At 61.3% G+C, this 17,202-nt stretch carries 20 protein-coding genes; 10 read left to right on the top strand and 10 right to left on the bottom strand.

The genetic code is table 11. From position 1 onward, the window contains the following. The first annotated feature begins 123 nt into the window (after positions 1-123). Positions 124-1,332 (top strand): NAD(P)/FAD-dependent oxidoreductase, encoded by a 1,209-nt coding sequence (locus SERRSCBI_RS17640; RefSeq protein ID WP_042785178.1) that lies wholly within the window; start codon positions 124-126, stop codon positions 1,330-1,332. A gap of 34 nt (positions 1,333-1,366) precedes the next feature. Here SERRSCBI_RS17640 and SERRSCBI_RS17635 read toward each other — a convergent pair whose 3' ends face one another. Continuing rightward, entirely contained in the window at positions 1,367-1,828 is a 462-nt protein-coding gene (locus SERRSCBI_RS17635; protein WP_021504394.1) for an Lrp/AsnC family transcriptional regulator, read from the bottom strand. Positions 1,829-2,020: 192 nt separating this feature from the next. On the opposite strand from SERRSCBI_RS17635, the gene SERRSCBI_RS17630 reads away from it, so the two are divergent. Next, the gene (locus tag SERRSCBI_RS17630) at positions 2,021-2,638 is read left to right on the top strand and encodes a LysE family translocator (protein WP_033651530.1); all 618 of its coding nucleotides are present in this window, start codon (positions 2,021-2,023) and stop codon (positions 2,636-2,638) included. Between the two features lie 2 nt (positions 2,639-2,640). Here SERRSCBI_RS17630 and SERRSCBI_RS17625 read toward each other — a convergent pair whose 3' ends face one another. Further along, positions 2,641-3,093, bottom strand: a complete 453-nt coding sequence (locus SERRSCBI_RS17625; RefSeq protein ID WP_042785177.1) for a GNAT family N-acetyltransferase — start codon at positions 3,091-3,093, stop codon at positions 2,641-2,643. 43 nt (positions 3,094-3,136) lie between these two features. Next, the gene (locus SERRSCBI_RS17620) at positions 3,137-3,739 is read right to left on the bottom strand and encodes an XRE family transcriptional regulator (RefSeq protein ID WP_042785176.1); all 603 of its coding nucleotides are present in this window, start codon (positions 3,737-3,739) and stop codon (positions 3,137-3,139) included. 65 nt (positions 3,740-3,804) lie between these two features. Between SERRSCBI_RS17620 and SERRSCBI_RS17615 the strand changes: the two genes are divergently transcribed. Continuing rightward, on the top strand, positions 3,805-4,476 hold the full coding sequence (locus SERRSCBI_RS17615) for a B3/4 domain-containing protein (protein WP_042785175.1): 672 nt from the start codon (positions 3,805-3,807) through the stop codon (positions 4,474-4,476). A gap of 6 nt (positions 4,477-4,482) precedes the next feature. On the opposite strand, the gene SERRSCBI_RS17610 is transcribed toward SERRSCBI_RS17615, so the two are convergent. After that, positions 4,483-4,794, bottom strand: a complete 312-nt coding sequence (locus tag SERRSCBI_RS17610; protein WP_232091472.1) for a hypothetical protein — start codon at positions 4,792-4,794, stop codon at positions 4,483-4,485. A gap of 761 nt (positions 4,795-5,555) precedes the next feature. On the opposite strand from SERRSCBI_RS17610, the gene SERRSCBI_RS17605 reads away from it, so the two are divergent. After that, positions 5,556-6,632 carry an AI-2E family transporter gene (locus SERRSCBI_RS17605; RefSeq protein WP_033644006.1) on the top strand — a complete coding sequence of 359 codons (1,077 nt, stop codon included), beginning with the start codon at positions 5,556-5,558 and terminating at the stop codon, positions 6,630-6,632. 43 nt (positions 6,633-6,675) lie between these two features. Here SERRSCBI_RS17605 and bcp read toward each other — a convergent pair whose 3' ends face one another. Together bcp and SERRSCBI_RS17595 are read right to left on the bottom strand one after the other, a co-directional pair. Next, positions 6,676-7,140 (bottom strand): thioredoxin-dependent thiol peroxidase, encoded by a 465-nt coding sequence (gene bcp / locus SERRSCBI_RS17600; protein ID WP_033635500.1) that lies wholly within the window; start codon positions 7,138-7,140, stop codon positions 6,676-6,678. 2 nt (positions 7,141-7,142) lie between these two features. After that, complete coding sequence (locus tag SERRSCBI_RS17595) at positions 7,143-7,748, bottom strand: glycine cleavage system transcriptional repressor (protein WP_369795937.1); 606 nt, start codon at positions 7,746-7,748, stop codon at positions 7,143-7,145. A 110-nt stretch (positions 7,749-7,858) separates the two neighbouring features. Here SERRSCBI_RS17595 and dapA point away from each other — a divergent pair, with 110 nt between their 5' ends. From dapA to ypfH, 6 genes are all read left to right on the top strand, one after another. Continuing rightward, positions 7,859-8,740: a 4-hydroxy-tetrahydrodipicolinate synthase gene (gene dapA / locus SERRSCBI_RS17590; protein ID WP_033644005.1), complete on the top strand. Its 882-nt coding sequence runs from the start codon at positions 7,859-7,861 to the stop codon at positions 8,738-8,740. Between the two features lie 16 nt (positions 8,741-8,756). Further along, positions 8,757-9,809, top strand: a complete 1,053-nt coding sequence (bamC, locus tag SERRSCBI_RS17585) for an outer membrane protein assembly factor BamC (RefSeq protein WP_033644004.1) — start codon at positions 8,757-8,759, stop codon at positions 9,807-9,809. Positions 9,810-9,979: 170 nt separating this feature from the next. Beyond that, positions 9,980-10,693, top strand: a complete 714-nt coding sequence (gene purC, locus SERRSCBI_RS17580; RefSeq protein WP_033644003.1) for a phosphoribosylaminoimidazolesuccinocarboxamide synthase — start codon at positions 9,980-9,982, stop codon at positions 10,691-10,693. A gap of 209 nt (positions 10,694-10,902) precedes the next feature. Continuing rightward, positions 10,903-11,772, top strand: a complete 870-nt coding sequence (locus SERRSCBI_RS17575) for a neutral zinc metallopeptidase (protein ID WP_033644002.1) — start codon at positions 10,903-10,905, stop codon at positions 11,770-11,772. A gap of 56 nt (positions 11,773-11,828) precedes the next feature. Beyond that, entirely contained in the window at positions 11,829-13,841 is a 2,013-nt protein-coding gene (locus SERRSCBI_RS17570; protein WP_042785173.1) for a tRNA(Met) cytidine acetyltransferase TmcA, read from the top strand. A 120-nt stretch (positions 13,842-13,961) separates the two neighbouring features. Beyond that, on the top strand, positions 13,962-14,651 hold the full coding sequence (ypfH, locus tag SERRSCBI_RS17565) for an esterase (RefSeq protein WP_042785172.1): 690 nt from the start codon (positions 13,962-13,964) through the stop codon (positions 14,649-14,651). A 30-nt stretch (positions 14,652-14,681) separates the two neighbouring features. Here ypfH and SERRSCBI_RS17560 read toward each other — a convergent pair whose 3' ends face one another. Genes SERRSCBI_RS17560 through SERRSCBI_RS17545 form a run of 4 tightly spaced genes read right to left on the bottom strand, consistent with a single transcriptional unit; the run spans position 14,682 to position 17,051 of the window. Continuing rightward, positions 14,682-14,867, bottom strand: coding sequence for a YpfN family protein (locus SERRSCBI_RS17560; RefSeq protein WP_004941720.1), 186 nt, complete (start codon positions 14,865-14,867; stop codon positions 14,682-14,684). A gap of 2 nt (positions 14,868-14,869) precedes the next feature. Further along, positions 14,870-15,544 carry a M15 family metallopeptidase gene (locus SERRSCBI_RS17555; RefSeq protein WP_042785171.1) on the bottom strand — a complete coding sequence of 225 codons (675 nt, stop codon included), beginning with the start codon at positions 15,542-15,544 and terminating at the stop codon, positions 14,870-14,872. Then, positions 15,541-16,668 (bottom strand): succinyl-diaminopimelate desuccinylase, encoded by a 1,128-nt coding sequence (gene dapE / locus SERRSCBI_RS17550; RefSeq protein ID WP_033651525.1) that lies wholly within the window; start codon positions 16,666-16,668, stop codon positions 15,541-15,543. The genes SERRSCBI_RS17555 and dapE overlap by 4 nt, the downstream gene beginning before the upstream one ends. Next, positions 16,665-17,051, bottom strand: coding sequence for an ArsC family reductase (locus SERRSCBI_RS17545; protein ID WP_042785170.1), 387 nt, complete (start codon positions 17,049-17,051; stop codon positions 16,665-16,667). Before SERRSCBI_RS17545 ends, dapE begins: the two co-directional genes overlap by 4 nt. Positions 17,052-17,202 lie beyond the last annotated feature (151 nt).

Genomic DNA, 17,202 nt, shown 5'->3' with positions numbered 1-17,202 from the left:
GCCTCTTCGGAAGGGGCGGGCGGTCCTTCTGCACCCTGCGACGGGAGCGGAACGGCGCCGTTCATCCGAAAAAACTGCGGGCAGCCTCGTCGCCCGGTCAACCCTGTATGAAGGAGTCATCCCATGACGCAGAAAATAGTGATTGCCGGTTCCGGTTTTGCCGGTTTTTGGGCCGCCGTGTCCGCCATGCGCGCCATTACCCTTGCCGGTAAGCATGACGACATCGAGGTGCTGATGGTTTCGCCGACGCCAACGGTCACCATCCGGCCACGCCTGTATGAAGCGGTGCTGGAAAACATGAACCCCGACATTTCCGCGCAGCTCACCGCCGTCGGTGCACGGCACCTGGCCGGGACGGTGGAACGTATCGACGCCGCCGCCAAAACGCTCAGGGTGGCGCCGGCGGTGGGGGAACCCCTTGAGTTGGCCTACGATCGTTTGGTGTGGGCCACCGGCAGTCGGCTTTCCGTGCCTGCGGTGCCGGGCTTTGCCGAATACGGTTTCAACGTCGATACGCTGGAAAGCGCACAGCGCTTGGGCGCTCATATCAAAGCGCTGGCGGCCAAACCGTCAACGCCGGCGCGCAACACCGCCGTGGTGGTGGGAGCGGGGCTGACCGGGCTGGAGAGCGCCGCGGAGATGCCGCAGCGGCTGCGCGATGCGCTGGGGCAAAACGAGAATGTGCGCGTGGTGATCGTCGATAGCGCCCCGGAAGTGGGCGCAGGAATGGGCGCGGAGCCGGGGGCGGTGATTCGCCAGGCGCTGGCGGAGTGCGGCGTGGAAGCGCGAGCCGGCCTGCGCGTTTCGGCTATCGATGCCGAGGGGGTGATGCTGTCGAACGGTGAGCGCATCGCCGCCAACACGGTGATCCTGGCGGCAGGCGTGCGTGCGCATCCGCTGACCGAGCAAATCCCCGGCGAACGTGACGCTAATGGCCGAGTGATCGGCGACGCCTTCCTGCGCGCGCCGGCGGCGGCGGGCATTTTCGTGACCGGCGATACGGTGAAAGCGGCGACCGACGATCTCGGTAACCACAATCTGATGACCTGCCAGCATGCGATGAGCCTCGGCCGCGTTGCCGGTCACAATGCGGCGGCGGAGTTAGTCGGGTTGCCGACGCACCCGTATAGCCAGCCGAAGTATGTGACCTGTCTGGATCTGGGCCCCTGGGGCGCGCTGTATACCGAAGGCTGGCAGCGCCAGGTGCGCTTTACCCGTCAGGAAGGCAAAAAGATTAAACAGGAGATTAACACGCAGTGGATTTACCCACCGGCGGCGGACCGCGAGGCGTTGTTCGCCGTCGCCAATCCGGATTTCGTGATTGTGCCTTAAAAAGATAAAAACGGGAGCGGCAACGCTCCCGTCGTCATTTCCCCAGCGGCAGGAAAGAGCGTTCCGGCACCACGGTTTTCATCACCAGCGTGGAGCTCAGGCGCTGCACGCCCGGCAGGGCGGAGAGCTTCTCGTCGTAAAGCTGCTGGAAGGCGGGCAGATCGCGGGCGATAACGTGCAGCAGATAGTCGGGATCGCCAAACAAACGCTGCGCTTGCACCACCTGCGGAATGTCCACCATGGCGTTTTCGAAGGTTTCGACGGCGCGGCGATCGCCTTCGCGCATGGTGACGAACACCAGAGCGGAGAAGTTGTAGCCCAGGCTGCCGGGATCGAGCTGGGCGCGGTAGCCCCTGATCACCCCGGATTCTTCTAATGCGCGCACCCGGCGGTGGCAGGGGGATACACTCAATCCGATCCGCTCGGCCAGCTCGGTCACCGACAAACGCCCGTCGGTTTGCAGTTCCGCAAGAATTTTGCGATCAATCTTGTCCATTTGGAAAAATTTCCCCGCTTATGCCGATTTCAGGCAAGTAATTGAAAGCACATTTTAACGCCTTGAGGATATTCTTGCCATCTGTTGAACGGTTTTGACGGCCGCCGCCAGGCGGGGGCCGTGCTTATTCTACGAGGAAAACGCGATGGTTCTCTGTTCGGTGCGGCGCTGTGCGTTTGAGAGGGCGCCGGCATGACGCTCGCTCTGTTCGCCGCTTTTTGGGCGGTGTCGATTCTGTTGGTGATCACGCCGGGTATGGATTGGGCTTATGTGATCTCGGCGGGCATTCGCGGCCGGGTGGTGGTGCCCGCCGTCGCCGGTTTGTTGTTCGGCCACCTGCTGATGATTGCGATCGTGGTGGCGGGCGTCGGCGCGTTGCTGGTCGGCAATCCGCTGGCGCTGACGGCGCTCACCTTGCTGGGGGCGGCTTACCTGCTGTGGATCGGTTTCAATATGCTGCTGCATCCGCCGGTGCCGGGCGCCGGTGAGGATCAGCGTTCCGATTCCTGGCTGCGCTGGGCCGGCAAGGGCGTGTGCGTCAGCGGCCTGAACCCCAAGGTGTTTCTGCTGTTTCTGGCGCTGTTGCCGCAGTTTACCGACGCCCGGGCCGAGTGGTCGGTGCCGATGCAGATGCTGGCGTTGGGCGCCGTGCATTTGATCAGCTGCGGCCTGGTGTATCTGCTGGTGGGATTCGGTTCACAGTCCGTGCTGCGCACGCGCCCGCAGGCAGCGAAGGGGGTGGGGCGCATCTCCGGTGCGGCGATGATCGTCATCGCGCTCGGGCTGCTGGCCGAGCAGGCGTTGAAATAGCATTACCGTCGATAGATGTCCGGCCGGGCGATCTGCCAGACAAAGTCGGGGTGGTTGATGGCCGAATAGCCCACTTTCTCATAGAGCCAGGGGGCGGTGCTGGTGACCAGCATGATTCGCCTCAGCTTCGCCATCAGCGGATGGGCCTGGCAGCATTCCGCCAGCCACAGACCCAGCCCGCTTTTTTGATGCGTCTCCAGCACGTACACGTCGCACAGATAGCCGAAAGTGGCGTAATCGGTGACCAGCCGGGCGAAACCGATCTGCCTGGCCTCGTGATATAAACCGAAGCACAGGCTGTGGGTGAGGGACTGGCGGACGGTTTCTTTATCGATTCCCTCCGCCCATGAGGAGCGGGTCAGAAAAGCGTGAATGGCATCGAGATCCAGCAGGGCGGGCTCGGTGCTGACGAGATAGTCAGCACGCCGCCACTCCCGTGGGGCAGGGATTGTCATGAGGGTTCTTCTCCTGTGCAAGCGTTAAGATCTGGGCCACCGTTCAGGCGTGCAGTTCGGCGACCGTCATGGTGAAAATAAGCGTGTCTTCGCCCTCGTTGGCGTACCGATGTGGGCCGTCCGTTTTGGCGACCGCCGAACAGCCTGGCGTAATCCTGAGCTCGGTTTGTTCGACGGTAAGGCTCAAGACGCCTTGCTCAACGTGCAGCAGCTCGAAGGTGCCCGTCGGATGGCCGCCCGATGCATAGGCTTCCCCCGGCGCCATTTCCCACCGCCACAGTTCTATCATGTTCGGGCCTTGGGTGCCCGCGAGCAAACGGGCCGAGCCGCCGCGATCGCCATGCCACAGCGTGGGAATATCTTGGCTTTCAACCAGGTAGGCGGCGGGGGCGCGGGTCACGTTCACGATGTCCGCTACCGACAGGCCCAGCGCCGCCGCGAGTTTGCACAGGATGGCGATGCTGGGATTGGCGCTGCCTTTCTCGATCTCCACCAGCATGCCCTTGCTGACGCCCGCCCGGCGCGACAGCTCGTCCAGAGACAGCTTTTGGTTTTTTCGCTGCTGTTTGATGCGGTGCGACACCGCTTCGCTGACGGTTTGCACGTCGGCGCCGAACTCGGTCGGTCTGTTGACTTTTTTGCTCATCGGTCAATATCATGGAATAAAATGGTCAATATAGGATTATTCAATGATTTTTAGTCGATCCGTCAATCGATCCGGCCGTCGCTGCGCTGGCGCCCGGTTTCCGGGCGTTAAGCATTACCGTGGCCGCGGCTCCCATAACCAACCCGGACGTGGGGGCGCTGGCGTTGGCGCAGGCCTGTCGTGCCCTCGGCGAGGAAGACGCGCCCTGGGCTGAGGCGCATCTCTCGGCCTGGCGCGATGTCTTCATGAAGTTTGGCGCCAAACCCAAGCGTACGCCCTGTTCCGCCGACGCCTTGCGCAAGCGCGCGTTGCGCGACGGCACGATGCCCAGCATCGATCCGGTGGTCGATCTCTACAACGCCGTCAGCATTCGTTATGCGGTGCCGGTGGGGGGCGAGAATATCGCGGCTTATGTCGGCGAGCCGCGGCTGATCGTCGCGGATGGCAGCGAACTGTTCGATACCGTCAAAGAGGGGGCGGTGATCCATGAATCGCCGGAGGCGGGTGAGGTGGTCTGGCGCGACGATCGCGGTGTGACCTGCCGCCGCTGGAATTGGCGCCAGGGGGTCAGAACCCGGTTGAGCGCCGAGGCCGAACGGATGTGGTTCATCCTGGAGAGCCTGCCGGCGATGCCGTTGGCGGCGCTGCGTGCGGCGGGTGACGATTTGATTGCCGGTTTACGGCAAATGATGCCCGGCGTCACGGTAGAGCAACGGCTCATCGGCTGCGCCTCGTAACAGGCGTCAGCACTGGCGGCGGACCAAACCGCTGATCAAATCCAGCGCGTCGTCCGCCGCCGCGACTTCACTTTCGCTGAGCGCCTGCCGTTCGATGAAGCTCTCGATAGCTTCCAGCAGAGAGAAGACGCTGATTTCATCCCCTATTTTCACGACTTCGCATACGCCGCGCCCAATTGCCTGGCAGATTGCCTCATCAAATTCAAATGGCTTGTTGTTCATCTCTCCCCCGACGGCATTTGGGATTATGGCGACCATGTTACCTGTTTTTACACGGCGGCGGTCTGACGAAAATCCCATTTCTTTTCGTTGCTGCACAATGGCTCACGATCGCGTGCGTTGGCGAAATTCTGATTTCCTTACGGCGGTCAGATTTCCCTTGAGACCGCCTGAGCGGCGCGGTATTGTCGCCAAATGACGACAATACCGCCTCATTGTCCGCATAAAAAATTTATGACGTTATCATCCCTTCATCCCGCTGCCGTGCGGGATTTTTTTATGAGGTTTTTCTCAAAGTGCGGAGAACCTCGACGCGATCGCTTGCCATGCTCTGGGAATAATCCTAGCTTGAAATAGTCATTTAGGGTTAGCAATCCCTCATGACCTCCTTGTAATACTTGATGCACCAGAACGTTTTCTCCCCCCGCTCAGGCGGGGGTTTTTAATGGTGTGCATCGGCAGAGGCCTTCAACGTAAAGAACCGACAGAGTTCGTGGCGATAATCGGTTTACGCATCAAGGGACAGGACAATGAAAAATGATCTGGCGGCGGCGATCGCCATCGGCTGTGTGTTGTTGTTCGCATTGGCGGTCGGTTCGCCGCTCTCCATCAGTGCCTCGCTGTAATCTTCTGCGGCCCCGCCCGGGGCCGTTCACCGACTCTGACGCGGCGTCTGCGGGTTTTTGCGCCGATCGCCCACCGGCGCGATAAATTCAGCCAAATCGCTGTTGATGTATGGCGAACTTTGAGTACTCTGAGTGCTTTGCACACCCCCACGTGCGCCGTTCTATCTATGCTTTAATCAGGCCCATCACAGGAATCGCCATGCCCGCCCGTCAAATCTCGAGGAGCCCGCTCTGATGCTGGAGATGCTATTACAGTGGTACCGCCGCCGTTTCACCGACCCACAGGCTATCGCATTGCTGGTGATCCTGGTCGCCGGCTTCCTCATTCTCTATTTTCTGCACGGCATTCTGACCCCGTTGCTGGTCGCCATCGTGCTGGCGTATCTGCTGGAGTGGCCGACCGCGCGCCTGCAGCGCATCGGCTGTTCGCGCACCTGGGCGGCGAGCATCATGCTGCTGGTGTTCGCGGGCGTCGCCATGCTGCTGGTGTTCGTCGTCGCGCCGACCGCCTGGCAGCAGGGCATCAATCTGATGAGCGATCTGCCGGGCATGCTCAACCAGTTCTATAACTTTGCCGCGACGCTGCCGAAGCGTTATCCGGCGCTGGTGGATGCCGGCATCATCGACATGATGGCGGAAAATCTGCGCAGCCGGCTGTCCGGCATGGGCGAGTCGGTGGTGAAATTCTCGCTGGCGTCGCTGGTCGGCCTGTTGACGCTGGCTATCTACCTGATCCTGGTGCCGATGATGATGTTCTTCCTGTTGAAAGACAAAGAGCAGCTGCTGAACGCGGTGCGCCGCGTGTTGCCGCGCAATCGCGGTCTGGCGGGGCAGGTCTGGAACGAGATGAATCAGCAGATCACCAACTATATTCGCGGCAAGGTGCTGGAGATGGTGATTGTCGGCGTGGCGACCTACCTGGTGTTCGCCGTGCTGGACATGCGCTACTCGCTGCTGCTGGCGGTGCTGGTGGGTTTTTCGGTGCTGATCCCCTATATCGGCGCGGTGCTGGTCACCATACCGGTGGTGGTGGTAGCGCTGTTCCAGTGGGGCGTCGGCGCCGATTTCTGGACGCTGATCGTCGCCTATCTGGTGGTGCAGGGGCTGGACGGCAACCTGCTGGTGCCGATCCTGTTCTCCGAGGCGGTCAACCTGCATCCGCTGGTGATTATCCTGTCGGTGATCGTGTTCGGCGGAATGTGGGGCTTCTGGGGCGTGTTTTTCGCCATACCGCTGGCGACGCTGGTGAAGGCGGTGATTCACGCCTGGCCGGATGAACTGCGGGTCGAGGTGGAAGACAAGGCCGGCTGACGGAGAGAGACGAAGCGCAGCTGGCCGCTGCGCTTCGTGAGAATTACTGCTGCAGGTAGTTCAGAACGATGTCGTGGTGATTGGTGGTTTTGAAATCATCAAACACTTTTTCAATCTTGCCTTTGGCGTCGATCAGGAAGCTGATGCGGTGAATGCCGTCATAGGTCTTGCCCATGAAGGTTTTCTCGCCCCACACGCCAAACTGTTGCGATACCTGATGGTCTTCATCAGACAACAGCGTGAAGTTGAGCAGTTCCTTTTCGGCGAAGCGCGACAGTTTTTCCGGTTTGTCGGTGCTGATGCCCAGCACTTCGACGCCGGCCTTTTTCAATTCGTCCATGTTGTCCCGCAGGCCGCAGGCTTGCACGGTGCAGCCCGGCGTCATCGCCTTCGGATAGAAATAAACCAATACTCGCTGTCCCTGGAAGTCGGCCAAATTAATTTCCTCACCGTCCTGGTCAGGCAAACTAAATTTCGGCGCTGTGTCACCGGCTTTCAATGGGCTCATCACTACTCTCCATCTTTCTCATCATGCTGTGGATAGTTCACCACGCTAATACTGCCTTGCGCGTTCAATTCTGTACATAGGCGATGGAAGGCTTGCTCAATATTTGAGGCGTCTCGATCGCCGGAACTGTGGGCGGTGATTTGAATATACAGCTGCGGCGGCAGGTCGCCGTCCGCTGGCTGCGTGCGTGAGACCAGCTCGGCGATATTCATCTGGCTGGAGTCGAACAGATCGGTAAAACGTTCGATGATGTGCGGCGAGTCCTTCACCTCGACCTGAACCCACACGGTGGCCGGCATCGGCGGCCTTTCATGCGAGTTTGTGCGCTTCATCACGATCAGCAGCTCCAGCTCCGCGCCTTTTTGCGGCAGGGTGGATTCGATCAGGGTGATGGCGTTCCAGCTGCCGGACAGCAGCATGATGAACGTGAACTCCTCTCCCAGCATGGCCAGACGGCTATCTTCGATATTGCATCCGCAACTGCTGACGTGGCGGGTGATGGTATTGACGATTCCGGGGCGGTCGGCGCCGAGCGCGGTAATCACGAGATAGTGTTCGTCTGACTGAGGCAAAATGGCGCTTCCTGTCGTGCTTAATGGGGTTACCATGGTAAACATAAAAAAAACCGCCTGCCAAGCGCTTACAACGCGGTTGTGCGCTTGCTTTTGGATAGGCAGCAAAAGTACCATGAGTGACTTGTTTGTGGAGGGGACGGCCAATGTTTACGGGAAGTATTGTTGCACTGGTTACGCCGATGGACGACAAAGGTGCTGTCGATCGCGCGAGCCTGAAAAAATTGATCGATTATCATGTAGCCAGTGGCACCGCGGCGATCGTTTCCGTAGGGACCACCGGCGAGTCCGCAACGCTTGCCCATGACGAGCACGTTGACGTGGTGCTGCAGACGCTGGAGCTGGCCGACGGCCGCATTCCGGTGATCGCCGGCACCGGCGCCAACGCTACCGCCGAAGCCATCGCGCTCACCACCCGCTTCGCCAACACTGGCGTGGTAGGTTGTTTGACGGTGACGCCGTACTACAATAAGCCGACGCAGGAAGGGCTGTATCAGCACTTCAAGGCGATCGCCGAGAGCACCGAGCTGCCGCAGATCCTGTATAACGTGCCTTCGCGCACCGGCTGCGACATGCTGCCGCCGACCATCGCTCGGCTGGCGAAAATCAAGAATATTGTTGCTGTAAAAGAAGCGACGGGGAACTTAAGTCGCGTTAGTCAGATCCAAGTGCTGGTTGACGATGAAGACTTCATTTTGCTGAGCGGCGACGACGCCAGCGGGCTGGACTTCATGCAACTGGGCGGCAAAGGGGTGATTTCCGTGACGGCCAACGTGGCTGCGCGCGAGATGGCGGAACTTTGTGCGCTGGCGGCGCAGGGCAAATTCGCCGAAGCGCGCCGCTTAAATCAGCGCTTGATGCCGTTGCATCAGGATCTATTTGTAGAAGCAAACCCAATTCCGGTGAAGTGGGCCTGTAAGGCGTTGGGATTGATGGCAACCGATACGCTGCGTCTGCCGATGACGCCGTTGAGCGAAACCGCCCGCCCGGTGGTGGAGCGCGCGCTGAAAAGCGTCGGTTTGCTGTAACTCTAAGGGAAATTTGATGGCTTATTCATTGCAAAAGTCGACGGTAGCAAAAGTAGTGGGCATCTCTTTGGTGATGATGCTGGCGGCCTGCAGCAGCGATCAGCGCTACAAGCGCCAGGTCAGCGGCGACGAGGCTTACCTCGACGCGGCTCCGCTCAAGGCGCTGAATGCGCCGTCCGGCATGATCCTGCCGGTGCAGAGCGGCAACTATGACGTGCCCGCCACGACGCTGCAAGGCAACGTCGGCAAGCAACTGGACATTCGTCCGCCGGTGCAGCCGTTGGCGCTGCTGAGCGGTTCTCGCGCGCAATACGCCGGCGACAGCGGCACGCTGCTGCTGGAAAACAGCCCGCAGAACCAAAACCTGTGGTCGCGCGTCGTCAGCCTGCTGCAGGCGAAGAACATCGCGATCGCTTCCCGCCAGGACGCCGGTCAGACCCTGACCACCGACTGGGTGAAGTGGAACCGTCTGGACGAAGACAACCAGTATGAAGGCCGTTATCAGATCAGCGTGCAGCAACAAGGCTACCAGCAGGCGCTGGTGGTGAAAAGCGTTGGCCTGCAGCAGCAGGGCAAGACCGAACAGGTCACCGATCAGTCTGAGATCCAGCGTTACAACGGCATGATGATCAACACCCTGATCGAAGGTCTGGACAAGCAGGACAACCTGGCGAGCAGCCAGACCGCCAGCCGCTTCGGCGCGCTGGACGTGCAGAGCGGCGCCGATGATACCGGCCTGCCGATGCTGGTCGTGCGCGGCCCGTACACCGTGGTGTGGGATCGCCTGCCGCCGGCGCTCGAAAAACTGGGGATGAAAGTGGGTGACCGCAGCCGTCCGCAGGGCACCGTCGCCGTGACCTACAAGTCCCTGAGCAGCAGCGATTGGGATGCGTTGGGCGTCAAGGATCCTGAGCTGGCGGAAGGGGATTACAAGCTGCAGGTCGGCGATCTCAACAACCGCACCAGCCTGCAATTCATCGATCCGAAAGGCAAACCGCTCACCCAGTCGAAAAACGACGCACTGGTGGCGGCATTCCAGTCTGCCTTCAGTAAAACCAGCGTTAAATAACCAAAAAGGGGCTTCGGCCCCTTTTTGTTTTGTCTATACGGTATCGTTTGCGTCGCAGGTTTGGCACAATAGTGCCCGGCACGCCAAAGAATTCATTAGGTCAATTCTATACCCCCTAATTTCGGGCCGCGCTCGGGAGACAACGGGGATACATCACTGGAGTAAGTAAGATGCAAAAGCTAGCTGAGCTGTATCGCGGAAAGGCAAAAACCGTTTACACCACCGAGAATCCCGATCTGTTGGTGTTGGAGTTCCGCAACGATACGTCAGCACTGGATGGTCAGCGCATTGAGCAGTTCGATCGCAAAGGCATGGTGAACAACAAGTTCAACCATTTCATCATGAGCAAACTGGAAGAAGCCGGCATCCCGACCCAGATGGAGCGTCTGCTGTCCGACAACGAAGTGCTGGTGAAGAAGCTGGACATGGTGCCGGTGGAATGCGTGATCCGCAACCGCGCCGCCGGTTCGCTGGTGAAGCGTCTGGGCATCGAAGAAGGTCTGGTGTTGAACCCGCCGCTGTTCGATCTGTTCCTGAAAAACGACGCCATGCACGATCCGATGGTCAACGAATCCTACTGCGAAACCTTCGGCTGGGTGAGCAAAGAGCATCTGGCGCGCATGCGTGAGCTGAGCTACCGCGCCAACGAAGTATTGACCAAGCTGTTCGACGACGCCGGCCTGATCCTGGTCGATTTCAAGCTGGAATTCGGCCTGTTCAACGGCGAAGTGGTGCTGGGCGATGAATTCTCGCCGGACGGCAGCCGTCTGTGGGACAAAAACACCCTGGACAAGATGGACAAAGACCGCTTCCGTCAAAGCCTGGGCGGCCTGATCGAAGCCTACGAAGAAGTGGCGCGCCGCATCGGCGTGAAGCTCGACTAAGCGTTGGCACCGCCATTCGGGGCGATCCGGCCGGATCGTCCCGCTGTTCTGCATTTTTCCAGAAAATTTCTACATTTCCTCCGCAGCAGACCATTTATAATGATGGATGTGAGATGACTAAAACCTATCCCACTCAGGCTTGAAGCTGCCTTTGCGCTTACCAACGCGCGGCATCTTCAACGAGCAGGGGAAATATCTGGAGTGTATTTATGCGTTGGCAAGGGCGTCGGGAAAGTGACAATGTTGAGGATCGTCGCGGGCAGTCTTCAGGTTTGGGCGGCGGTGGCGGCGGTTTCCGCGTGCCGGTGCGCGGCAAGGGCGGCATCGTCATTCTGGTGGTGGTGCTGGTGGCCGGCTATTACGGCATCGATCTGTCGCCGCTGTTGAACGGCGGTAATGTCGCTCCTCAGGGTCAACAACAGAGCGCCAGCATCAGTCCGAAAGACGATGAGCTGGCCAAATTCACTTCGGTGGTGCTGGCCTCGACCGAAGATAACTGGAAAGAGATTTTTCAGCGCATGGGCAAAACCTACCAACCGCCGAAGCTGGTGATGTATCGCGGCGTGACGCGCACCAGCTGCGGCACCGGTCAGGCGGCGATGGGGCCGTTCTACTGCCCGGGCGACAGAACGGTGTATATCGATCTGTCTTTCTATCAGGACATGAAGACCAAGCTGGGCGCCGGCGGTGATTTCGCTCAGGCCTATGTGGTGGCGCACGAAGTCGGCCACCATGTGCAGAACCTGTTGGGCATCGAGCCGAAGGTCCGCCAGATGCAGCAGGGCGCCAGCCAGGCGGAAGTGAACCGCCTGTCGGTGAAAATGGAGCTGCAGGCGGACTGCTTTGCCGGCGTATGGGGCAAATACGCCGAGAAGCAGCAGATGCTGGAAGAGGGCGACCTGCAGGCGGCGCTGAATGCCGCACAGGCGATTGGCGACGATCGGTTGCAGCAACAGAGCCAGGGCCGCGTCGTGCCGGACAGCTTTACCCACGGCACTTCGCAGCAGCGCTACACCTGGTTTAAACAGGGCTTCGACAGCGGCGATCCCAATACCTGCAACACCTTCGCATCCCGTTAACACCTCACGTGCCGGAGCCTGACTCCGGCATTTTTTTCGAATTGAGATACAGCCTTATGCTACAGGCAGCGCAACAACTCATGCGGCGGCAGGGCATCCGGCGCCTGCTGGTGCTCAGCGGCGAACCCGAGTGGTGCCGCGAACAGGCGCAGCGGCTGGCGGCGACGTTGCCCGGCGACTGGCCTTGGGTCGGGGAGAATCCGCCGCCCGGCCAGGCGGCGTTGGCGAGCGGCGCGGTGCGTCAATTGCTGGGGCAGGAGCGGCTGCACGCAGTGTTCGATGCCGGTCATTCGCTGGACGTAGAGGCGCTGGCGGCGTTGAGTGGCGCCCTGCGCGCCGGCAGCTGGCTGCTGCTGTTGACGCCGCCCTGGCGGCAATGGGCTCAGTTGCCGGACGGCGACAGCCTGCGCTGGAGCGATTGCCCGCAGCCGATCACCACCCCGCATTTCATCCGCCATCTGCAGCAGCATCTGACCGACGACAGCGAAGTGACGATCTGGCGGCAGGATGAGCCCCTGACGCTGGCCGCGCTGCCGGCGCGTGAAGGGTGGCTGCCACCGGATGGCCGGCCGACCGAGGAACAACAGGCGATCTTGACGGCGCTGCTGCAGGCCGAGTCCGGCGTGTGGGTGCTGACCGCCGCTCGCGGCCGCGGCAAATCGACGCTGGCGGGCATGCTGGTGGCGCAGTCGCCGCTGATCTGCTGGATCACCGGGCCGAGCCGCGCCGCCACGGCGGTGGCCGGAGAATGGGCGCAGGGGCGCGCGCAGTTTTGGGCGCCCGATGCCTTGTTGGCGCAGTGTCGGGAAGGCGACGTCAGCGCCGTGGGGTGGCTGCTGGTGGATGAGGCGGCGGCGATCCCCGCGCCGCTGTTGCAGCAGTTGATCGGCTATTTCCCACGCGTGTTGCTGACCACCACGGTGCAGGGCTATGAAGGCACCGGCCGCGGTTTTCTGCTGAAGTTTTGCGCCGGGCTGCCGGCCTATCAGGCGCTGAGCCTGCAGCAGCCGATGCGTTGGGCGCAGGGGGATGCGCTGGAACGGATAACGGACAATGCGCTGTTGTTCAATGAGCTGCCCGCCTGGCCGGCGGATGGCCAGGCGATCGATTACAGCCAGGCGGAACAAGGCGAGCTGTGCGCCGATCCGCAGCGGCTGGCGCGTTTCTACGCCCTGCTGAGCAGCGCGCATTACCGCACCTCACCGCTGGATTTGCGCAGGTTGATGGATGCGCCCGGCATGCATTTTGGGCTGGCGCAGGCCGGTTTGGAGGTGGTCGGCGCCGTGTGGCTGGTGGAAGAGGGCGGATTGAGCGCCGAGTTGGCGCACGACGTGTGGGCCGGCCGCCGTCGGCCGCGCGGCAATCTGGTGGCGCAGTCGTTGGCGGCGCATGGCGGCCAATGGTGGGCGCCGACGCTGCGTTCACGGCGCATTACCCGCATTGCGACGCTGCCGGCATTGCGGCGGCGGGGTATCGCGCGCCAGTTGATCGAGCGGCAACGCCGCCAGGCGCAGGGGCTGGACTTTCTGTCGGTCAGCTTCGGCTATACCGAGCCGCTGTGGCGCTTTTGGCAATCCTGCGGTTTCGAGCTGGTGCGCATCGGCAGCAAGCCGGAGGCCAGCAGCGGCTGCTATACCGCGATGGCGATCTTGCCCCTGAGCGAGCAAGGAGAGGCGCTGCGGCACGCGGCACACAAGCATCTGGCGCGCGACTGGCCCTGGCTGCGGCAGCGTATCGAGCTTACGCTGGCGATCCCGGGCGACGACGGCGATACGTCGCTCGGCGAAGAGGACTGGCGCGAGCTGGCCGGGTTCGCTTTTGCCCATCGGCCGCTGGAGGCCAGCCTGGGGGCGTTGCAGCGGTTACTGTTGGCCAGCAGTCTGCCGCTGCCCGCACTGCGCGGCCATCTGCAGCGGCGGCACTCTCCCGCGGAGTGCGCAGAGCGGGCGGGCGTCAGCGGCCAGAAAGCCTTGCTGCGCCATTGGCGGCATGAAACGGCGCAGGCGCTGGAACAGCTGAATGCGCAGCACTGCCGCTACTGGCGCGACTGGGCGCAGTCATTGCAATAAATTGAAGAAGTTGCTCAATAAAACCCGATTTTCCCGATTTCTCAGCGGCGTATAGTGGCTGTCAGCGGTGCGGCGACGACAGTCGCTGCGTCAGGTTTGGTTACTATTAAGGAGTCATCGATGAAACATGAGCATTTCGTTGTCCAAAGCCCGGCGACCCCGGCGGCGCAGCTGATCTTGCTGTTTCACGGTGTCGGCGACAACCCGGTGGCGATGGGGGAGATCGGCAGTTACTTCGCCAAAGAGTTTCCCCAGGCGCAGGTGGTAAGCATCGGTGGCCCCGCAGCGTTTGGCAACGGCGCAGGCCGCCAGTGGTTTTCGGTGCAGGACGTGACCGAAGAGAACCGCGTGGCCCGTATCGCAGACGTAATGCCGCAGTTTGTGGCCGTGGTGCGCCATTGGCAGCAGCTGAGCGGCGTTGGCTATGCCGGCACTGCCCTGGTGGGGTTCTCGCAGGGAGCGATCATGGCGCTGGAGGCGTTGAAGGCGGAAACCCGCCTCGCCGGGCGAGTGGTCGCGTTCAGCGGGCGTTTCGCCCAGTTGCCTGAGCAGGCGTTCGGCGACAGCGTGGTGCATTTGATCCACGGCGAAGAGGACGCGGTGATCGCGGTGCAGCACGCTCACGCGGCGGCGGAGGCGTTGCGGACTAACGGCGCCGATTTCACGCTGGACGTGGAACAGGACGTTGGGCATGCGATCAACCAGGGCATGATGAACGCCGCGCTGGAAAGGTTGCATTACTATGTGCCGCAGCGCTACTGGGACGAAGCCTTGTCCGGCAAGCGCGGCGAGCTGATCGCCTTCCGCTAAAAATTCAGGGCGCCGATGAGCGCCCTGATATCACTTCTTCTTCGGCCAGTCGTCTTCGTCATCCCACTGGGCGTTGTTGTCGCGGTGCGGCGGTATCTCCGGCTTGTTGGCCAGATAGCTTTTGACGTCAACGCGGCGCAGTTCCTTGATGCCGCTGACGACCATCCCCACCAGAACCAGCAGGATAATCCACCAGTAATCAGCTAACCATTGCATAGCTACTCCTTTCCTTTACTGCGTATAAAACGCGAAAAAATCGATGGCAGATGGCGTTCGAGCCATTCGGCACCGGCGACCTCCTTGTCTTGCCAGGCCGCCAGCAACAGCGCCGGCGTCAGCAAGTGTTCGGCTTCTTGCGCCAGCGGCCGGTAGCTCAGATGCCACGGCTCCACCGCCACGCCGCCGCAGTCTTCGGTGAAGGGGCGGTAGAAACCGAATTCGGCCATATGCGCCGTCAGCCACTGGTTAAGGGGCGCAAAGTAGCCGCCTTCCTCATATTCCCACGGTTCCAGCTGCAGCTTTTGCCCTTCCGGCAACAGCGACGGATCGTACACGTCCAGATCGCTGCCCCAGTGGTGGCGGCTGGCGCCCGGCAGAGCCGACCAGCGCAGGATCGCCTCACAGCGCTCGGCGGCGGACAGCGGCGCGACGTCGATCGGTTGACTGTCCTTATCTAATACTGGCCGCTGGCCGCAGAATTTGCCATTCCAGATGGCCAACTGCCGGTCAAAATCGCGGAAGGTGCTGGCGGGCTGGAGATCGAATCCCGCCGCACGCGCCGCCTGCTGCATCGCCAGGAACGCGTTGACGGCATCCGGCTGCAGCCGATGGTTGCCGCTCAGCGGCGCCAGGTGCTCGGTCGAGCGGCCGGTGAGCATTTCTGCGTTGATCATGCGATCAATTGCTCCATGATGCGTTGATACATGCGGCTCAGCAGCTGCAGATCCGCGGCGTTGACGCATTCGTTGACCTTGTGGATGGTGGCGTTGACCGGCCCCAGCTCCACCACCTGCGCACCCATCTGCGCGATGAAGCGGCCGTCGGAGGTGCCGCCGGTGGTCAACAGCTGCGGCGTCAATTCAGAATAGTGCTCGACGGCGTTGACCACCGCATCCACCAACGCGCCGCGCGAGGTGAGGAACGGCTGGCCGGACAGACGCCACTCGATGCTGTAATTCAGCTGATGGCGTTCCAGCAGCTCTTCCACACGCTGCTTGATCATCGCGTCGGTCAGTTCGGTGCTGAAACGGAAGTTGAACTGCACGTAGAAATCGCCTGGGATCACGTTATTGCTGCCGGTGCCGGCCTGCACGTTGGCGATCTGCATGCTGGTCGGCGGGAAGAACTCGTTGCCGCGATCCCATTCGATCGCCACCAGTTCATTCAGCGCCGGCATGGCGCGGTGCACCGGATTGTCCGCCAGATGCGGATAGGCGACGTGCCCTTGTACGCCGTGGATATGCAGGTTGGCGGTGATCGAGCCGCGACGGCCATTTTTCACCACGTCGCCGACGCGCTCGGTGCTGGACGGCTCGCCGACCAGGCAGTAATCCAGCCGTTCGTTGCGCGCCATCAGCGCTTCAACCACTTTAACCGTGCCGTGAGTGGCGCTGGCCTCTTCATCCGAAGTGATCAGAAAAGCAAGGCGGCCCCGGTGATTCGGGTTGGCGGCGACAAAGCGTTCCGCCGCCACCACCATCGCGGCCAATGACCCTTTCATATCCGCCGCGCCGCGGCCGTACAGCATGCCGTCGCGGATCGCCGGTTCAAACGGCGGGTTGTCCCAGCGCTTTTCATCGCCGGTCGGCACCACGTCGGTGTGCCCGGCAAACGCCAGGGTTTGCCCTTCGCCGCGCCAGGCCCAGAAGTTTTGGGTGTCTTCGAAGTCCATTGCTTCGACGGTGAAACCGATCGCCTGCAGGCGATCGATCATCAGCTGCTGGCAGCCTTCATCATTTGGGCTGAGGGAAGGGCGTTTGATCAGTTGCTGAGCCAGTTCGATAACCGGGCAAGTCATACGGCGACCTCGGCGACAAATTGCTGGTAAGCGTCGGCGTTGAAACCGAGCAGGGCGCGCCCGTTGCCGGCGTCCAGCAACGGGCGTTTGATGATCGCCGGCTGCGCCAGCATCAGCGCGATGGCGGCGTCGGCGTTATCGCAGGCGTTGCGCTGCGCTTCATCCAGCTTGCGCCAGGTGGTGCCGCGGGTATTGAGCAGCGGCTCCCACCCCAGTTGCGCGACGAAACCGCGCAGCCGTTGTTCGTCCAGGCCGTCGGCGCGATAGTCGTGAAAATGATAGGCCACGCCCTGATCTTCCAGCCAGCGGCGGGCTTTTTTGATGGTGTCGCAGTTTTTGATGCCGTACATCGTCAGCGTTGTCTGTTGCGGTTTGTTTGCCATGGCGTAAAGCTACCTGTCTCGTCGAGTCGATACTGAGCGGCGTGGGCGATCTTTGGCCCGCTAGCCGCCCGGCGATAGCAGAGATAATGCCAGTAAAGCGGCGACGAGATCCAGACAACGATGCGTGCGAGGTGCGATTGCGCGCCAGGGA

It is taken from the genome of Serratia sp. SCBI (assembly GCF_000747565.1).
GTDB lineage: Bacteria > Pseudomonadota > Gammaproteobacteria > Enterobacterales > Enterobacteriaceae > Serratia > Serratia ureilytica.
Note: the sequence above shows the minus strand (reverse complement) of the source record. Positions and strands in the feature narration are given on the sequence as shown.